Annotated in this window: 17 protein-coding genes and 2 pseudogenes; 8 read left to right on the top strand and 11 right to left on the bottom strand. The window is 66.2% G+C overall.

Annotated elements, in window-relative coordinates; translation table 11 throughout:
• Positions 1 to 51: 51 nt before the first annotated feature.
• From WKB25_RS09800 to WKB25_RS09790, 3 genes are all read left to right on the top strand, one after another.
• Positions 52 to 309: a helix-turn-helix transcriptional regulator gene (locus WKB25_RS09800; RefSeq protein ID WP_340570244.1), complete on the top strand. Its 258-nt coding sequence runs from the start codon at positions 52 to 54 to the stop codon at positions 307 to 309.
• Entirely contained in the window at positions 306 to 1,640 is a 1,335-nt protein-coding gene (locus WKB25_RS09795; RefSeq protein ID WP_340570242.1) for a type II toxin-antitoxin system HipA family toxin, read from the top strand. The genes WKB25_RS09800 and WKB25_RS09795 overlap by 4 nt, the downstream gene beginning before the upstream one ends.
• A gap of 392 nt (positions 1,641 to 2,032) precedes the next feature.
• The gene (locus tag WKB25_RS09790; protein WP_340570241.1) at positions 2,033 to 2,443 is read left to right on the top strand and encodes a hypothetical protein; all 411 of its coding nucleotides are present in this window, start codon (positions 2,033 to 2,035) and stop codon (positions 2,441 to 2,443) included.
• A gap of 277 nt (positions 2,444 to 2,720) precedes the next feature.
• Here the strand turns inward: WKB25_RS09790 and rodA are convergent, their stop codons facing one another.
• The 5 genes from rodA to WKB25_RS09765 all read right to left on the bottom strand — a co-directional run bounded on the left by rodA (position 2,721) and on the right by WKB25_RS09765 (position 8,593).
• Positions 2,721 to 3,833, bottom strand: a complete 1,113-nt coding sequence (rodA, locus tag WKB25_RS09785) for a rod shape-determining protein RodA (RefSeq protein WP_340570240.1) — start codon at positions 3,831 to 3,833, stop codon at positions 2,721 to 2,723.
• Positions 3,830 to 5,902 (bottom strand): penicillin-binding protein 2, encoded by a 2,073-nt coding sequence (gene mrdA / locus WKB25_RS09780; protein ID WP_340570238.1) that lies wholly within the window; start codon positions 5,900 to 5,902, stop codon positions 3,830 to 3,832. Before mrdA ends, rodA begins: the two co-directional genes overlap by 4 nt.
• 3 nt (positions 5,903 to 5,905) lie before the next feature.
• A complete protein-coding gene (gene mreD, locus WKB25_RS09775; protein ID WP_099820622.1) occupies positions 5,906 to 6,391 on the bottom strand; it encodes a rod shape-determining protein MreD in 486 nt (161 codons plus the stop codon).
• Complete coding sequence (mreC, locus tag WKB25_RS09770) at positions 6,388 to 7,425, bottom strand: rod shape-determining protein MreC (RefSeq protein WP_340570236.1); 1,038 nt, start codon at positions 7,423 to 7,425, stop codon at positions 6,388 to 6,390. Before mreC ends, mreD begins: the two co-directional genes overlap by 4 nt.
• A gap of 121 nt (positions 7,426 to 7,546) precedes the next feature.
• Positions 7,547 to 8,593 carry a rod shape-determining protein gene (locus WKB25_RS09765; RefSeq protein ID WP_025877255.1) on the bottom strand — a complete coding sequence of 349 codons (1,047 nt, stop codon included), beginning with the start codon at positions 8,591 to 8,593 and terminating at the stop codon, positions 7,547 to 7,549.
• Positions 8,594 to 8,875: 282 nt separating this feature from the next.
• Between WKB25_RS09765 and WKB25_RS09760 the strand changes: the two genes are divergently transcribed.
• Positions 8,876 to 9,814 carry a carbohydrate kinase family protein gene (locus tag WKB25_RS09760; protein ID WP_340570234.1) on the top strand — a complete coding sequence of 313 codons (939 nt, stop codon included), beginning with the start codon at positions 8,876 to 8,878 and terminating at the stop codon, positions 9,812 to 9,814.
• Between the two features lie 525 nt (positions 9,815 to 10,339).
• On the opposite strand, the pseudogene WKB25_RS09755 reads toward WKB25_RS09760, so the two are convergent.
• The 6 genes and pseudogenes from WKB25_RS09755 to ubiE form a co-directional block, all read right to left on the bottom strand.
• Positions 10,340 to 10,480: pseudogene (locus tag WKB25_RS09755) on the bottom strand (hypothetical protein); the annotation flags it as partial.
• A 98-nt stretch (positions 10,481 to 10,578) separates the two neighbouring features.
• Positions 10,579 to 10,959 (bottom strand): annotated as a pseudogene (locus WKB25_RS09750) (sulfatase-like hydrolase/transferase); the annotation flags it as partial.
• Between the two features lie 345 nt (positions 10,960 to 11,304).
• Positions 11,305 to 11,919: an HAD family hydrolase gene (locus WKB25_RS09745; RefSeq protein ID WP_340570323.1), complete on the bottom strand. Its 615-nt coding sequence runs from the start codon at positions 11,917 to 11,919 to the stop codon at positions 11,305 to 11,307.
• Between the two features lie 2 nt (positions 11,920 to 11,921).
• On the bottom strand, positions 11,922 to 12,653 hold the full coding sequence (locus WKB25_RS09740) for a hypothetical protein (RefSeq protein WP_340570233.1): 732 nt from the start codon (positions 12,651 to 12,653) through the stop codon (positions 11,922 to 11,924).
• Positions 12,654 to 12,779: 126 nt separating this feature from the next.
• A complete protein-coding gene (locus WKB25_RS09735) occupies positions 12,780 to 14,708 on the bottom strand; it encodes a M1 family metallopeptidase (RefSeq protein WP_340570232.1) in 1,929 nt (642 codons plus the stop codon).
• 322 nt (positions 14,709 to 15,030) lie between these two features.
• Positions 15,031 to 15,792 carry a bifunctional demethylmenaquinone methyltransferase/2-methoxy-6-polyprenyl-1,4-benzoquinol methylase UbiE gene (ubiE, locus tag WKB25_RS09730; RefSeq protein WP_025877269.1) on the bottom strand — a complete coding sequence of 254 codons (762 nt, stop codon included), beginning with the start codon at positions 15,790 to 15,792 and terminating at the stop codon, positions 15,031 to 15,033.
• A gap of 79 nt (positions 15,793 to 15,871) precedes the next feature.
• On the opposite strand from ubiE, the gene WKB25_RS09725 reads away from it, so the two are divergent.
• The 4 genes from WKB25_RS09725 to WKB25_RS09710 all read left to right on the top strand — a co-directional run bounded on the left by WKB25_RS09725 (position 15,872) and on the right by WKB25_RS09710 (position 17,683).
• Positions 15,872 to 16,324: a nucleoside deaminase gene (locus WKB25_RS09725; RefSeq protein ID WP_005411083.1), complete on the top strand. Its 453-nt coding sequence runs from the start codon at positions 15,872 to 15,874 to the stop codon at positions 16,322 to 16,324.
• 200 nt (positions 16,325 to 16,524) lie between these two features.
• Positions 16,525 to 16,785: a hypothetical protein gene (locus WKB25_RS09720; protein WP_340570229.1), complete on the top strand. Its 261-nt coding sequence runs from the start codon at positions 16,525 to 16,527 to the stop codon at positions 16,783 to 16,785.
• Between the two features lie 75 nt (positions 16,786 to 16,860).
• Positions 16,861 to 17,187 carry a hypothetical protein gene (locus tag WKB25_RS09715; protein ID WP_099820615.1) on the top strand — a complete coding sequence of 109 codons (327 nt, stop codon included), beginning with the start codon at positions 16,861 to 16,863 and terminating at the stop codon, positions 17,185 to 17,187.
• A gap of 73 nt (positions 17,188 to 17,260) precedes the next feature.
• Entirely contained in the window at positions 17,261 to 17,683 is a 423-nt protein-coding gene (locus tag WKB25_RS09710) for a low affinity iron permease family protein (protein WP_340570227.1), read from the top strand.
• Positions 17,684 to 17,744: the final 61 nt, after the last annotated feature.

Raw genomic sequence — 17,744 nt, 5'->3', positions numbered from 1 at the left:
AAATACATCTAATATCTGCTTCACTCGATCGTATTTAGACTTATAAATCCAATGCAGACCCTCGCCGAACTTGGATTGGCGGTCGCCCAGCGCCGCCGGGCGCTTGGCATGACCCAGATCGACGTCGCCAAACGTGCAGGGGTGGCCTCCGATACCCTGTCCCGCTTCGAATTGGGCAAGGCCACCGACTTTGGTGCCCGCAAGCTGCTGGCGGTGCTGGCCGTGCTAGGCATGGAGATGCAATACAGCCTGGAGGGCCATGCCGGCTCGTTGGAATCGCTTGCCCGTGAGCATGGGCTGCGCCGATGACACTCTCCGTGTATGTGGCCGGGCGTGAGGTGGCGACGCTGGAAAGCCTCGACAGTTTCAACTGCCGTCTGCTGTACAACGCCGGTGTGGTGCCTGACGACCTGGTGTCGCTGACCATGCCGGTACGGCGCGAGCCGTGGGACTGGAACGATCAGCTGCAGCCGTTCTTCCAGATGAACCTGCCCGAAGGCTATCTGCTGAAAGTGCTGCAGGAGCAGTTCGGTCCGGTGATCGGCGGTGGCCCGATGAACCTGCTGTCGGTGATCGGTCGCAACATGATCGGCCGAGTGCAAGTGGTGCCGCGCGGCGCGCCGCTGGATGAACCGACCCGGGCGGTGGACGTGGCGCAGCTGCTGCAGGGTGACAACTCGGCCGAGGCATTCGAGGAACTGGTACGCCAGCATGCCACCAGCGGTGTTTCCGGAGTGGTGCCCAAGTTTCTCGACCAGCGCGAGGTCACCGGCCAGGACCCGCGCAGGAAGGTCACCCTGTTCACCCGCCAGCACATCATCAAGGGCTCGGCGGCCAACCTGCCGTTCATTGCGCTCAACGAGCACCTCACCATGCAGGTGGCGGCAAGGGTGCTGCCCACCGCGCGCACCGAGGTCTCCCGTGACGGGCAGGCGCTGGTCGTGCATCGCTTCGATGTAGATGAAGCCGGCCAGCTCAAGTACGGCATGGAAGATTTCTGTGCGCTGCTGGGCATGCGCCCGGCAGAGAAGTACGAAACGACCTGGGAGCGCATCGCCAAGGCAGTACGCGACCACGTGCGAGGCCCAGGGAGACAGCAGGCGCTGCAGCAGCTGGCCACCCAGATCCTGCTGACTCACGCGCTGCGCAATGCCGATTGCCATGCGAAGAACATCGCACTGTTGTACACCGGCTGCGACGACGCGCAGGTCACACCGGTGTACGACATGGTGACAACCGCAGCCTACCCCGACTACGCACGCAATCCGCCAGCCATCAGCCTGGGTGGGCGCAAGACTTGGGAGCCCGGCAGGATCCTGGAGCGGACGCTGCTTTCGGTGTTCAACGTTACCGCCCGTGACCAGCGAGCCATCATCGAGAAGATCGGCCAGGCCATCGACGAAGTCGCCCCTGGAGTGCGCGAGGCCATGACACAGCATGAAGGTTTTCATGAGATCGGCAAGCGCATGTTGCTGGCCTGGCAGCAGGGCATGCAGAGTCTGCGCGGCAAGCAGTTGTACGGCATGGATAACCCGACGCTGGGCGAATCCTTCCAGGGCCTGTCCGATCCGGAGCCGGTGAAACCCCGACGCGAACTCATTGGCCGCTCCGATCTGACCCGACGCGATCCCATGGGCTGAGTCATGAGGCAGCGCAGGACTACCGCGCTGTTTGTCGCTATCGACACCGCGCGTGGCGGATGCCTTTGGCCTGCGGATTTTCCGGGTTTCAAACAATTCTGATTGGAGCCGCAAGGGCCCCGCGCACATCATGTAGTGCCACCGACAACGGGCGGCACGGGACTCCAATCCCGTTGACCCAAGTGTTGTTTACGCTTGCCAGCCGGCGTCGCTTTCTCCTTGTTGAGCGGCGTCGGCTGGCAATCCGTCCGTGCGTCTTTGGCGGGCGGTGCGTGGAGGGCCTCGTGCCCGCCGGCGCTTTCACACTTGGTCACCGGTATTGGAGCCACGCATCGTCCGCCACCCTCGCATGCACGCGGGGTGGCCCTTGCCTACCGCACAAGGATGCCGCCATGTCCGCTTCCACCTACCCATACCTGTTCGCCACGCTGGGCGAGGCCGCCCACCAGCTGCCCGACGACATCGCCCGCGCCCTGGAAACCACACTCACTGCAACGCAGGCGGCCAACGCCCCCGGCGGCCCTACCCTGCTGGACTGCCTGCAGCGCATCCGCCAGGTGGAAGCGGCAGATGGTCAGCCGTGGCCACACAAGGGGCGAACACAGGCGCAGTGCATGGCAATGGCGCGCATCGACCGCGCCAATGCCGGGCTGACCTTCCTGTTGGAACTGCTGCACGCCAGCGAACGCGTGCGCGTGGACGGCGACGACACGCAGCAACTGAGCGACGACGCCCGCGAAGGTCTGCTGCTGGCCTGCCGAGGCCTGTCGGAATATGTGGATGTGCAGCTGCAGGCAGCGTGATGCGTGCATTCCTGAAGAGCCGAGCATGGCTCGGCACTACAAAGAGCGAAGCGACCCGCTTCTGCTCTGCTTTATTTCTCTTTGCGTGGGTGGCCACCGCAGGAAACTGTCGGGGTCCGTGCCGGTGGGGGGCGCAGGGGTATCCGCGCCATGGATGGCGCGGCTAAGCGTACAAGGACGTATTCACGGCATCCCCTGCGCCCCCCACCGGCACGGGCCAACGCATGAAGCCCGCCGTTGATCGGCCACCCACAGGAGCTGCGCCGATGGCTGGAAACTACCCGTAACCCCCATGCACCGGATTGTGCCGACGCACCGCCATCACCAAGCCGAACCCGGCCAACAACGACACCGCCGACGTACCGCCGTAACTGATCAACGGCATCGGCACGCCCACCACCGGCAGCAGGCCCGAGATCATCCCGCCGTTCACCAGCACATAGACGAAGAACGCCAGACCCGTAGCACCGGCCAGCAGGCGCGAGTACGAATCGCGCGACTGGCTGGCGATCCACAGGCAGCGCCCGATCACCACCAGATACAGCGTCAGCACCAGCGCCACGCCGATCCAGCCGAATTCCTCGCTCAGCACCGAGAACGCGAAGTCGGTGGTCTGCTCGGGAATGAAATTCAGGTGCGACTGCGAGCCTTCGCCCCAGCCCTTGCCGTCGAAACCACCTGAACCAATGGCAATCTTCGACTGGATGATGTTCCAGCCCGCGCCCAGCGCGTCCATTTCCGGGTCCAGGAACATCATGATGCGGTCCTTCTGGTACGGCCGTAGCAGCCAGAACCAGGCCACCGGCGCCACCGCAGCCACACCGCCCACGCCCAGCCCCACCCACCACCACGGCAGGCCGGCCAGCAGCAGCACGAACACACCACTGGCGGCGATCAGCACGCCGGTACCGAAGTCCGGCTGCAGCATCACCAGCCCGGTCGGCACGCCGATGATCACCATCGCCACCAGCACCGTGTTGAAGCGCGGCGGCAGCGGCATCTTGTGCAGGTACCAGGCCACCATCATCGGCAGGCTGACCTTCAGCAGCTCGGCCGGCTGCAGGTAGAAGAACTTCAGGTCCAGCCACTGCCGGCCGTACTTGCCCGTGCCCAGCACGAACACCGCCAGCAACGGGATCATCGAGATGGCGTAGATCAGCGGCGTCGCCGAGCGGATGCGCAGGATCGGCACCCGCGAGATGCCCCACATCGCCGCCAGACCCACGGCAAAACGCACGCCCTGCGCCATCACCAGGCCATCGCCGCCAGCACTCTTCAACGTTGCCAGGCCGATCACCATCAGCGCGCCGAGGGCCAGGCACAGCAGCCAGTCGAGGCTGCTGAAGAACCGCTGCAGCATTTCGCCGGCCCAACGCAGGAACGCGCTCATCGGGCGGCCTCCGCAGCAACCGTGGGACGTGGCGTGGCCGGCAATGCCGCAGAAGGATGCGCGGCCGGAGCAGGTGCCGGTGCCTGCGGCGGTACACCGACCACTACCGCATGCTCGCCCAGCTGCGCCGCAGCGGCATCGCCGGCCTGGCGCGCCCCCACGTCTTCGTTGTCGAACGCGGTGGCACCAATGGCCGTCGTGCCGCGTTCGCTGTCCAGCGGCTGCATGCCTTCGGGCATCTTGCCCAGCAGCCAGGCATCGAACACCTTGCGTGCGATCGGCGCAGCCGCCGAACCACCGTAGCCGCCACCCTCCACGGCAATCGCCACGGCGATAACCGGGTTGTCGGCCGGTGCGAAGCCGACGAACAGCGCGCGATGGCGCAGGTGCATCGGCAGGCTCTTCGGGTTCACCGCGGCGGTGCCGCGACGGCTGATCACCTGGGCAGTACCGGTCTTGCCGGCCATTACATACGGTGCGCCGGCTGCGGCACGCGCACCGCTGCCGCCGGGCTGCATGGTGCCCATCATGCCCTCGCGCACGGCCTGCAGGTTGCTGGCGGTCGGGCTGATCGGCTTGCTCTCGCCCTGCGGCATGGGCGTCCAGTCCGCATCGAAGCCGGCGCGCTGCTGCATCACCAGGTGCGGCTGGCGCAGTTGTCCGTTGGCAATGCCGGCCACGCCGTGCACCAGCTGCAACGGGGTGACCTTCCAGTCGCCCTGGCCGATGCTGGCGTTGACAGTGTCGCCGGGATACCAGCGCTCCTTGCGTGACTTGTACTTCGATGCCGGCGACGGCAGGATGCCGCCGATTTCGCCGGTCAGGTCGATGCCGGTCGGCTGGCCGAAGCCGTAGTAGCCCATGTAATGGTCGAAGCGCTCGATGCCCATGTCCAGGGCCAGCTTGTAGTAGTACGTGTTGACCGACTGGGTGATCGACTTGCGCAGATCGGTCCAGCCATGGCCGCCACGGTTGGCATCGCCCCAGCCCCGCGAGGTGCCGGGCAGGTAGAACATGCCGGTGGAAAGAATCTTGTCTTCGGGCCGGCGCACCCCGCTGTCCAGGCCGGCCAGGCCGATCAGTGGCTTGATCGTCGAACCGGGGGCCACGCCACCCAGCACCAGGCGGTTGAACTGCGGCCGCGAGGGATTCTCGTTGAGCGCCTTGAAGTCGGCGTGCGAGATGCCGTTGACGAACAGGTTGGCGTCGTACGACGGCAGGCTGACCATCGCCAGCACTTCGCCGGTGCGCGGGTCCATGGCCACTGCGGCACCTTCGAACTCGCCGAAGGCGGCCACCATCGCCCGCTGCAGGTCTGCATCGATCGACAGCCGCAGGTCGGCGCCGGACTGTGCGGCGACACGGCCGATGGTGCGGATCGCGCGGCCCTGCACGTTGGTTTCGACCTGTTCGTAGCCGACCTTGCCGCGCAGTTCCTGCTCGTAATAGCGCTCCAGGCCGGACTTGCCGATGTGGGTCAGCGCGGCATTGCCTTCGCCCAGGATCTCCAGATCCTTGTCGTCCACGCGGCCGACGTAGCCGATGATGTGCGCGAACAGGTCGCCATAGGGATAGCGACGGGTCAGGTACGGTTCCAGTTCGACGCCGGGAAAGCGCCAGCGGTCCACGGCGAAGCGCGCCATTTCCTCATCGCTCAGGCGCAGCTTCAGCGTGACCGGCAGGAACTTGCGGCGCGCCTTGCGCGATTTGTTGAACGCTTCCAGCTCTTCCGGACTGATCTGGATGATCTTCGCCAGCCCTTCCAGGGTGGCATCCATGTCCTTGACCTTGTCCGGGGTCACATCCAGGCGGAAGGCTGGCACGTTCTCGGCCAGCAGCCGACCGTTGCGGTCATAGATCATGCCGCGCCCGGGCACTACCGGCCGCGGCTTGATGCGGTTGGCTTCGGAGCGGGTGGCGTAGATGTCGTGGTCCAGCACCTGCAGCTTGAAGTACCAGCCGCCCAGGCCCAGCAGGCAGACCAGCACGCCGAAGAAGCCCAGCGCCGCGCGGCGCCGGAACTGTTCGGCTTCGGCGTGCGGATTCTTGACCTGGCGACGCGGCAGCATGGCTCAGCGCCCACGCTTGCCGAAGCGCACCGCATCCAGCAGCACGAACACCAGCGGCCACAGGCCCATGCCGAGCAGCGGTGCCCACCAGTACGACCACGGCAGGGTCGGTTCGCCCACCATGATGTGCACCAGCGCGCTGACGATGCGGTCGTTGAACAGCAGGCCGCCTATGGCCAGCATCTGCTGCGACATCGGGAAGAAGCGGATGCGCGCGCGGAAGCGCTGCAGGATGAAGGCCAGCATCACCAGACGCAGCGCCTGTTCGCCCAGCACCCCGCCATACAGCAGGTCGGCGACGACGCCGCTGGCGAAGGCGATGCCAAGACCGACGCGCTCGGGCGCTTCGATCACCCAGTACGCCAGCACCAGGGCCAACCAGTACGGACGCAGCGGCTGCAGCAGCGCCGGCAAGGGCAGCAGGCCCAGCAGCAGGGCTACCACCACGCTGGCCGGCAGCACCCAGCGGTTGTCACGAAGGCGGCTCATCGTTGCGCCTCCGGTGTGGCTGGCTGAGGTTGCCGGCCAGCGGCCGGCACTACCGTGGAGCTGGCTGGGGGAGAGCCCCCCTCTTGTTGAGGGGGGCGCGCCGAAGGCGCGGAGGTAAGGTGGGATGCCCCCGCGGCAGCCTGGTTTGCCGAAGGCAAACCTGGCTGAAGCAATTCGCTGGCCGCAGGCAAGCGAATTGCTGCGCCGGGGCGCAGCAGAAGCACGTCGCGGCCGCGATCAAGCTGCGCGGCCGGTTTCAGTTCGCCCACCAGGAAGGCATGGGTATCGTCCGGGCGCAGGCCGGTGATGGTGCCCACCGGGAATCCGGCCGGGAAGCGACCGCCAAGCCCGGACGTGACGATCTCATCGCCCACTTCCACGCCGGCGCTGAGCGGGATGTCGCGCAGTTCCAGCTTGTCGCCGCGGCCGTAGACGATCAGGCGCACGCCGTTGCGGGCCACGGTCACCGGTACCGCGTGATCGGGATCGGTCAGCAACAGCACGGTGGAGCTGCCCGCGGTCACGCTGATCACCTGGCCCATCAGGCCACCGGAATCGATCACCGCCTGGCCGACGTGCACGCCTTCGCGGCTGCCGGCATCGAGCACCAGGCGCTGTTTGACCGGGTCCAGGTCGATGTCCAGGATCGGCGCCAGCTGCACGTCCAGGCCACTGCGCTCGGCCACGTTCAGCAGTTCGCGCAGCTGGGCGTTGTCCAGCGCGGCGGTCTGCAGACGGGTCAGGCGGGCGTTGGCCAGCAGCAGCTGGTTGCGCAGCTCGCGGTTCTCGCTCACCAGCTGGCCGTGGCTGGCGGCGGAGTCGCGCACCTGCCCACCGAGCTTGCCAGGCAGACCGGCCAGCGCCCACACCGGCTGCACCAGGCTGTTGGCCTGCTCGCGCAGACGCGCCAGCCAGCCGGCCTGGTCGTCGAGGACGATCAAGGTGATTGCCAGTGCGAGATAGGCCAGCAGCCGCAGCGGGCTGGCGGCATCACCGGATCGGGAAGCGACGGGAGGTCCGGCGTAGGGCGGCACGGCAGCGATTCAACTGGCAGAAGGCGGATGGGAAACACGCGGGCGCCCCGCCGGTGCCGACCCGCCGATGTGGCGGGCCGCACCCCGGAGGGGCGCTGCGGGCGCAGGCAGCCGGGACGGCTTATTCCGGCGCAAAGAACTCGTTGCCGTGCATGTCGACCAGTTCCAGCGCACGACCGCCACCGCGGGCCACGCAGGTCAGCGGGTCGTCAGCCACCTGCACGTGCAGACCGGTTTCCTCGGAAATCAGGCGGTCCATGTCGCGCAGCAGGGCGCCGCCACCGGTCAGCACGATGCCGCGCTCGGCGACGTCGGCGCACAGTTCCGGCGGGGTCTGTTCCAGTGCCAGCTTGACCGCACTGACAATGCCCGACAGCGGCTCGTGCAGCGCTTCAAGCACTTCGTTGGAGCTGATCTTGATCATCTTCGGCACGCCCTCGGCGAGGTTGCGGCCGGAGATTTCCATCTCGATCGCTTCCGCCTGCGGGTAGGCGCAGCCCAGTTCGACCTTGATGCGCTCGGCGGTGGCTTCACCGATCAGCATGCCGTGGTTGCGGCGCACGTAGTTGGTGATCGATTCGTCGAAGCGGTCACCGCCGATGCGCACCGAAGCGGAATAGACGATGCCGTTGAGCGAGATCACCGCCACTTCGGTGGTGCCGCCGCCGATGTCGATGACCATCGAGCCACGGGCCTCGGTGACCGGCATGCCGGCGCCGATCGCGGCCGCCATCGGCTCTTCGATCAGGAACACGTCACGGGCGCCCGCCTCCTCGGCCGACTCCTTGATCGCGCGGCGCTCGACCTGGGTCGAGCCGGCCGGCACGCAGACCAGCACGCGCGGGCTCGGGCGCAGGAAGCGCGACTTGTGCACCTTCTTGATGAAGTGCTTGAGCATCGCCTCGGTGTAGGTGAAGTCGGCGATGACGCCATCCTTCATCGGGCGGATGGTGGTGATGTGGCCCGGGGTACGGCCGAGCATCTGCTTGGCCTCGGCGCCAACGGCTGCCACCGACCGGGTACCACCAATGGCGCGATCCTGGCGCACTGCGACCACGGACGGTTCGTTCAGCACGATTCCCTGCCCACGCACATAGATGAGGGTGTTGGCCGTGCCCAGGTCGATGGACAGGTCATTGGAGAACATGCCGCGCAGTTTCTTGAACATCTGGGAGTTGATCCTGAGGGGTGTCGCGCCCAACGCGGGATGGCGAAAAAATGGGCAGAAATCGAGGTCGATAAGCCTAGCAACCTGCCTGCCGCCGAGCAAGGAGAAATCCAGCTGAACCCGCGCCTTCACAGGCTTTCGGCCTGATCGGGCATCACCCGGTTCTGGCCCTGAGCGGCACCAGCGGGTAACCTTTGCGCCGTCGGGCGCCCAAGGGCGCCGTTTGCTTGCCTGCCGAAGTGGGCGGGCCCACCCCAAAATTCACCGCATAGGCTTACATCGATGTCCGCTCTGATCTGTGGTTCTCTTGCCTTCGACACCATCATGGTGTTCCCGGACCAGTTCAAGAATCACATCCTGCCGGACAAGGTGCACATCCTGAACGTGTCGTTCCTGGTGCCGCGCATGCGCCGCGAGTTCGGCGGCTGCGCCGGCAACATCGCCTACAACCTGCACCTGCTGGGTGGCGATCCGATCCCGATGGGCACGGTGGGTTCGGACTTCGGCCCGTACCGCGAGCACTTCGATGCACTGGGCATCGACCTCACCCGCGTGCGCGTGATCGACGAGCTGTTCACCCCGCAGGCGTTCATCACCACCGACCACGACAACAACCAGATCACCGCCTTCCACCCGGGCGCGATGATGCGTTCCTACGAAAACCACGTGCGCGACGTGCCGGGCGTCAGCCTGGGCCTGGTCGGCCCGGACGGCCGCGAAGGCATGATCCAGAACGCGCTGGAATTCCACGAAGACGGCGTGCCGTTCATCTTCGACCCGGGCCAGGCGATGCCGTTGTTCAATGGCCCGGAACTGCGCGAGTTCATCGAGCAGGCCGATTACGTGGTGGTCAACGACTATGAGTCGAACCTGCTGCAGGAACGCACCGGCTGGAACGAAAAAGAGATCGTCAGCCGGGTCAAGGCCTACATCACCACCCGCGGCCCGAAGGGCGCGGTGATCCACACCCCGGAAAAGAGCTACGACATCCCGCCGGCGCACGAGCGCCGCGTGGTCGATCCGACCGGCTGTGGCGACGCCTTCCGCGCCGGCCTGATCTACGGCATCCAGAAGGGCTACGACTGGCTGACCATCGGCCGCATGGGCAACCTGATGGGCGCGCTGAAGGTCGAGCACCCGGGCACCCAGAACCAGCGCTTCACCTTCGATGAGTTCAACGAGCAGTTCAAGCAGCAGTTCGGTTACGCGCTGAGCGTGTAACCAAACTGCCCGCGCATTTCTCCTTATCCCCGCGCCTTCGGCGCGCCCCCTTGAACAACAAGGGGGCTGTCCACCCGGCGCGCTATCGGGAATGCTCCTGGCGGGAATGTCTCTGGTGGGTGTCGACCTTGGTCGACACTGCCGGCCAGCGGCCGGCACCGCACCGCCCTGCCCTTCCGGCTCAGGGCTTGGCCTTCTCCGGCAAGCGGTACAGCTCTTTTTCGTAGGCCAGCGTGCCCACATCGCGTAGGCATGTGCGCGCCGTGCCAGTTCCGGCCGCAGCGGCTGCAGCTGATCGCTGGCCGGGTCGTAGCGGAAGCCCTGCGCGGGCTTGTCCGGCTGCAGGATGGCCACGTCGTTGCCCTCCATCCACGCCAGGTTGCGGTCGTACTGCATCAGCGCCCGTCCCGGCTGCAGCCGCTGCAGGTCGGTCAGGTCCTGCCCCACCGTCGGGGTGGGATCGGCAATGCCCAGCAGTGACAGCAGCGTCGGCGGCAAGTCGATCTGGCTGACGATGCGGGTATCGCGGCGCGCCTCGATGCCGCCGCCGAGGATCAACCCGGGAATATGGAAGTTGCCGATCGGCACCATGTTCCTGCCGAACACCCGCGAATCATGGTCAGCCACCACCAGGAACACGGTGTCGTCCCAGTACGGTGAGGCCATCGCCTTGCGGAAGAACTCGCCCAATGCATGTGCCGGAACTGCTGGTCGGCGCGGCCGAACAGGTCTTCATCCGACGCGCCCCAGGAACCGACGAATGCCGGCTTGCGGTAATCCTTGCGGTCCACGATGCGGGTGAAGCCATTGGCGAGGAAGAACTCGCGCATGTTGTCGAAGTGGCTTTCGCCGCCGTAGTAGAAGCCGGTGTCGTAGCCATGCCGCCCCAGCACATCGGCCAGGGTGAAGAATCGCTGGCGGCTGGCGGCTGGCGGCTGGCGGCTGGCGGACAGCTTGACCACCGATTCGGCCGGGGTCGGCGGGAACCCGGTCAGGACTGCTTCGATGCCGCGTACCGAACGCGTGCCGGTCGCATACAGCCGCTCGAATGCCCAGCCCTGCCTGCTCAGGCGGTCGTAACTGGGCGACAACGGCCGCCCGCCAAGACTGCCGATGAACTGCGCGCCCAGGCTTTCTTCCAGCACGATCACCAGATTGCGCGGCTTGCCCTGGTACTGCGGAAAGGAATCCAGAAATGGAGCCAAGGACACCCATGCCCCATCCTTGGCAGCGGGCCACACCGTACAACGTGCAACCCGACACACCCGCCAGCGCGGCAAGACCACCCGCCGGCACCTCCAACGCCCGCCGCAGCGCCGATCAGGCCGCGGCAGTGAGCGGCGACGGTTCCGCAACCGCCTGCGCTTCAACCCCTGCCGGACATTCGAAGCGCGTCCAGCCGGCCTCGCACAATGCACTGTGATGACAGCCGAGCGTTGGCCGCCGGCGCGGTCCCCAGGTTCCCGCCACAACGCGTCGAGAGCGCCGCGCTAGCCTCGCCAGCGCTCCAGCACCGCCGCGCAATCGGCCAGGTGCCAACAGGCCATGTCCGGCCACAGGTTGCCCGGGGCATTGACCAGCAGCGTGCGGGTGCCTGCCGCGCGGCCGCATTCCAGATCGAAGCGGTAATCACCCACCATCACCACCTGCGACGGTTCCACCTGCCAGCGCCGCAGGAAATACTGCAGCCCGGCGGGGGACGGCTTCGGCTCGGCCTCGTCACGGCCAATGATGGCGTCTTCGGCAAATACGTCACCCAGCCCGATGGCCTGCAGGGTGACCTGCGCCAGGCTGCGCACGTTGCGGGTCAGGATGCCCAGCCGGCAGCCGGTGTCCTGCAGCGCGCGCACCAGCGCCACCGCACCCGTCGCTGGCTGGGACGCAGCGGCCAGCGCACGCTCGTGCGCCAGCAGCCAGGCATGCTTTGCGCTGGCCTCCGCGGCCGGCAACCCGGCCAGGTGGGTGAGGATGTCATCCTCCTGCGGAATCGCCAGTTCGCGCTTGATCCGCGCGAAATCATGCACCGCCACGGTCAGCGTGCCATCCATGTCGAACACCCAGTGGCGGATCGTCGACAGTGCCGGCGCAGCCACCCGTGCATCCATGGTCAATGCCACCACGCCGGCATGCGGCTGGCATCCACGCCACCGGTCTCGAACACCGCCGTGCGGGTGCCACCGGCCTTGACCGGGAATTCGATGCTGATCGACTTGCCCTTGGCTGCCAGCTTCCACAGCGCCTTCTGGTCGGTGATGAACAGGGCGATCGCCTCGTCGGTCTTCGGCCGCCATGCCGCCATGGAGATCGGCCTGCCATCGTCCACCGTGACCTTCACCGTGCACTGCGGGCAGCGGAAATCGCCGGCCTGCAGCACCAGGTAGGCATGACGCTTCCATTCGGGGTGGTCGCGGAAAACCAGCTGCACCGGCTTGGCGCCGCTGCCATCCACATCCACCCGCTCCTTGCTGAAAATCTGTGCCGACACCTGGTTGCCCTTGTTGCCGACCGGAATCTGGTTGTACTGCCACAGCGCCTGCATGCGGCGCAGGTCGCGCGCGGCATCGCCCTTGGCCTTGACCTCGTCGAAGCCGGCGGCGATGCGCTCGGCGGCGGCGGTGTCCTTGTATTGATCCAGCAGCGAGGCGCCATGCAGGCGCGCGCGCTCCCAGTCCTGCGCGGCCACGGCCATGTCGTACTGCTTGGCCACATCCTCGGCCTTGGCTTCCTTCTGCGCCTGCACGGCGGCAGCGGCGGCCTCCTGCGCCTTGCGTTCTTCCTCGGGGTTGCTGCAGGCGGCCAGGGCCAGGGTGCAGGCGGTGAGCAGGATCAGTCGTTTCATGGCGGAGTCCTTTACGGGTGCTTCCCGATTCTATCGGCAGCGAAAAGCGGATACAGCAACGGCGGGTTTCCCCGCCGTCGCCGGTGAAGCAGTGCCAGGTTGCCGGCCAGCGGCCGGCAGTACCGTTTACTTTGCTTCAGCCTTGGCCAGCATGTCCTGCACCGAGGCGGTGGTGATCGGGTGGTAGCCCGGCTTGGCCTTCTCGAATGCCTGCTTGGCCAGCTCCAGCCCCTTCGGGGTCTTCACCAGTTCGGCGTAGATCGGCAGGATCAGCTTACGACGACCCACACGCTCGATGAACGCAGCGGCCGCTTCATTGGCCTGCTCGTAGCCGCTGCGGATGGTCAGCGGGTACCAGCGCATGGCGATCTCGCCATTCGGGGTGCCGGTGAAGTGGAATGCCTTGTCCAGCGTGGCCAGCTTGTCCAGCGGCTGGGTGGCGCCCAGGCCGTCGATGAAGCGGACCCACTCCTGGGTGCTCCACTCGGCAATCACCTGGCTGCTCGGCACGGTGCCGGCGCTGGCGAAGGCAATACGCGCGGTATCCACGCTGCTGAAATTGCGCGACTGCGCCTTGGCCGCGAACGCCGGAATGCCCGGCTCGTCCAGCCACGCCTTCAGTTCGGCCTCGGTCACCGCCGACGGATTCTTCGGCAGCAGGTTCTTTTTCAGGTAATCGACGAACTGGTCGGTGTTGGCACTCTGGAAGGCATGGTCATCGAACCAGCCGCGCAGGAACGGGTCGAAGGTTTCGCGACCGAAGCGCTGTTCCAGGAATTCCAGGAACCACGAACCCTTGACGTAGGCCACCTGGCTCAGGGCTTCGTCCGGGTCACGTTCGTTCAGCGGCGGCAGTGCCAGTGCCTGGTCGGCCGGGCTCATGTCCTTCACTTCGGCCAGCAGATCGGTCTGGTCGATCTGCTTTTCCATCTCGGCCATCTCCTTGCCGTACAGGGCTTCGGTGATGCGGCCCTGGACGTAGGTGGTGAAGCCTTCGTTGAGCCAGATATCCTTCCAGCTGGCGTTGGTCACCAGGTTGCCCGACCAGCTGTGCGCCAGTTCATGGGCGACCAGCGAGACCAGCGACTTGTCGCCGACGATCACGGTCGGCGTGGCGAAGGTCAGGCGCGGGTTTTCCATGCCGCCGAACGGGAACGACGGCGGCAGCACCAGCATGTCGTAGCGGCCCCAGCGGTATTCGCCGTACAGCTTCTCGGCGGCACCGATCATCTTCTCGGTGTCTTCGAATTCCTTGGCGGCCTTGCTGACCATGGTCGGCTCGGCCCAGACGCCGGAGCGGCCGGAGATCGGCTCGAACACCAGGTCACCGGCAGCAATGGCCAGCAGGTAGGACGGAATCGGCTGCGGCATCTTGAAGGTGTAGTCACCGTCACGCGCGGCCTTGGGATCGTTGTCGGCGCTCATCAGCACCATCACGTCCGGCCGCGAGACCACGTGCGCGCTGTAGGTGAAGCGCACGCTCGGGGTGTCCTGCAGCGGCACCCAGGAACGGGCGTGGATCGCCTGCGACTGGCTGAACATGAAGGGCAGCTTCTTGCCCTCGGTCATCGACGGCGCCAGCCACTGCAGGCCCGACGCGGTCGGTGCGGTGTGGTAGGTCACCTCGACCTTGGCCGGCTGTTCCGGGGTTTCGATGGTCAGCTTGCTGCCGAACACCTTGTCCACCGGGGCCAGCACGAACTGCAGCGGGCTGCGCGCGCCGTCGGCGGCGATCGCTTCGACCTTGGCGATGCTCAGTTCGCGGGTGTCCAGCACCAGTTGCTTGGCATCCTTCTGCTTCCATTCCAGGGTGTAGGTGGCGGTGCCGCCGATCTGCTTCTGGTCGAAGTCCAGCTTCAGGTCCAGCGCGATGTCCTTGACGACGACCTTGTCCGGCTCGGCGTACGAGCTTTCATCGTGGCTGCGGTTTTCGGCGTTCACGGGGGCGGCGGGAGCCTTCTGGGCAGTCGGGGCGGCGGCGGGTGCGGCCGCCTCCTGGGAGCAGCCGGCGGCCAGGGCCACGGCCAGCGGAAGGAGCATCAGCGGATTGCGCATGAATCGGGACCGTTACGGGGATCAAACCCCAATGGTACCTCTCCCCCGGCCAGGAAGCGTTGCGCGGTGCAGGGTAATGGCCGGCCCCGCGATGGCCCGGCAGGTGCCAACCTTGGTTGGCACGGATCCATCACCGCCTGCGGCGGGCATGTGCCGACCAAGGTCGGCATCTACCACGGCGGATTGCTGCGTCATCGCTCGCGGGCGGTCCCTGGGCCCACCTTGGCCTGCCGCTGGTAGGTGCCAACCTTGGTTGGCACGGATCCATCACCGCTCGCGGCGGGCGTGTGCCAACCAAGGTTGGCACCTACCAAAGCAAGGCTTACAGCTTGTAGCCGGAGTGGATCGAGACGATGCCGCCGGTCAGGTTCTTGTAGTGGCAGCGCTCGAAGCCCGCCTGCCCCATCATCGCCTTCAGCTCTTCCTGCGGCGGATGCTTGCGGATGCTCTCGGCCAGGTACTGGTAGCTGTCCGAATCGTTGGCGAACAGCTTGCCCAGCTTCGGCAGGATCTTGAACGAGTGGAAGTCATAGATCGGCTTGAACCAGTCCGCGGTGACTTCGGAGAACTCCAGCACACGGGCCTGGCCGCCCACCTTCAGCACGCGGAACATCTCGCGCAGGCCGGCATCCTTGTCGGTCACGTTGCGCAGACCGAAGGCGATGGTCACCAGGTCGAAGCTGTTGTCCGGGAACGGCAGGGCTTCGGCGTTGCACTGCACGTAGTCCAGGCCGAGCACCAGGCCGCGGTTGGTCAGGCGGTCACGGCCGACCGACAGCATGCCGGCGTTGATGTCGCCCAGCACCACCGAACCCTCGGCACCGACCCGCTCCTTCAGCAACGCGGCGATATCGCCGGTGCCACCGGCCAGGTCAAGCACGCGGTCACCCGGCTTCACCTGCGCGGTGGCTACGTAGTAGCGCTTCCATGCCCGGTGCACGCCCATGCTCATCAGGTCGTTCATCAGGTCGTAGTTGCGCGCGACCGACGTGAACACCTGGCCGACCAGCTTCTGCTTGTCCTTGGCGTCAACGTCGCGGAACCCGAAATGGGTGGTACCGGATTTGTAGGGGGATTCGCTCATGCCCCGATTATCGCACCGCCGGGCCCCTGCGGGGAACGCTGGCCGTATCATGGCGCCCCACGACCTACCGGAGCCCCGCATGATCACCACGCCCGACTACCAGGCCCTGCTGCAGACCGCCATCGCCGAAGCCCGCCAGGGCCTGGCCGAAGGCGGTGTGCCGATCGGCGCGGCGCTGTACCACAACGACGGCCGCCTGCTCGGCTGCGGCCACAACCGCCGCGTGCAGGAAGGCGACCCGTCCGTGCATGGCGAGACCGACGCCTTCCGCAAGGCCGGCCGCCAGCGCCGCTACCAGGACACCATCATGGTCACCACGCTGGCCCCATGCTGGTACTGCTCGGGCCTGGTGCGCCAGTTCAACATCGGCACGGTGGTGGTCGGCGAATCGCGCACCTTCCAGGGCGGCATCGACTGGCTGCGCGAGAACGGCGTCAACGTGATCGACCTGGACAGCCAGGAATGCGTCGACCTGCTGGGCGGTTTCATTGCGCAACATCCGGAAATCTGGAACGAAGACATCGGCGAATGAGCATCCGCCACGGCTGATGAGTCCGCCTTGATGAACGCTTCAGTGCCGGCACAGCCTTGTGCCGGCAGCATCTGCGCGCTTCGACGTGAACTGCTGCGCAGTCAGCTGCGTGCAGTGCACACGCGCCACTAACATCCTGCCGCGCAGCCACGTCTAGGGTGGAATGCAACCGGGGCCCCCGCCCCGGGTTGGAGCCGACCATGCAAGCGCATGCCGTACGTCCTCCCAGCGACCCGGCTCTGGCCGCGATCTGGGACCGACTGCAGCAGCAATACGCACTGCACCAGCGCAGTGCCCCGTTCTGGAGCGCCTACCAGGAGATGCAGCAGGATCTGCTGCACGACCATCCCCGCGACCTGGTGCGCCTGTGCAATGCGATGGCCGCCATGGCCGAACGCCTGGGTGCGGTTGAACACGCACAACTGCTGCGCCATCGCCACGCTGGCTGCACATCGCGCTGACGCGGCATGCACCACCGTCCGGGCCAGACTGTAACGGGTCCCCACTCCCTTTCACCTCCAACCGATTGGATCGTCATGCACGCTGAAGTTCCCGCCATTCCCCCTGTCATCAATGTCGATGCGGAGCTGGATTACTGGCGCCGCCAGCACGCCGATGGCGCACTCGCGCACACCTCGTTCGGTACCTATGTGCCGTGGATCAAGTTCGCTTGTGATTCGCTGATCACCCAACCGCGCGCCAGCAATGCGCAGCGCGATGAGCTGTTCCAGACCCAGTACGCCCTGCAGATCATGCCGCGCATGACCGAAGCGCAGGCCCGCGAATTCGTCGAACGCTGCTGGCAGCACGTCTACCTGGCCAGCCCGGTGCGCAGCCAGGAAGCCCCGCGCCTGCGCGCCTGAGCCCACGCTCGACTGTACGGCACCTGCACGGCCACGTGCCGATGATCGTCGTCATTCCAGTGGAACGATGACGATGAGCGCAAGAAACCTGTTCAATACGATCGCCAAGAAGGCCGCGGCCGCCACCGGCTCGCCGTGGACCTTCCTGGCTGCGGTGGCGATCGTCGTGCTGTGGGGCATCAGCGGCCCGATATTCAAGTTCAACGATACCTGGCAGCTGGTGATCAACACCGGCACCACGATCATCACCTTCCTGATGGTGTTCCTGATCCAGCACACGCAGAACTCGGACACGGCGGCGATGCAGATCAAGCTGGATGAACTGATCCGCGCCACCGCCGATGCCAACAACGAACTGCTGGACCTGGAAGAGCTGGACGAAGAGCGCCTGGAAGAAATCCGCGCCGAGTACGAGAGGATGGCCCGCGAAGCCGGCGACGCGCTGACGCGGGTACGCTCCTGCCGCACCGAGCGGCGGGATGACGAAGCGGTGTGACGGTGACGCTTGGCCTGACTGGCCCACGCCAATCTTGACCTGCTCCGGTAGGTGCCAACCT

It is taken from the genome of Stenotrophomonas sp. G106K1, assembly GCF_037969685.1.
GTDB lineage: Bacteria > Pseudomonadota > Gammaproteobacteria > Xanthomonadales > Xanthomonadaceae > Stenotrophomonas > Stenotrophomonas lactitubi.
Note: the sequence above shows the minus strand (reverse complement) of the source record. Positions and strands in the feature narration are given on the sequence as shown.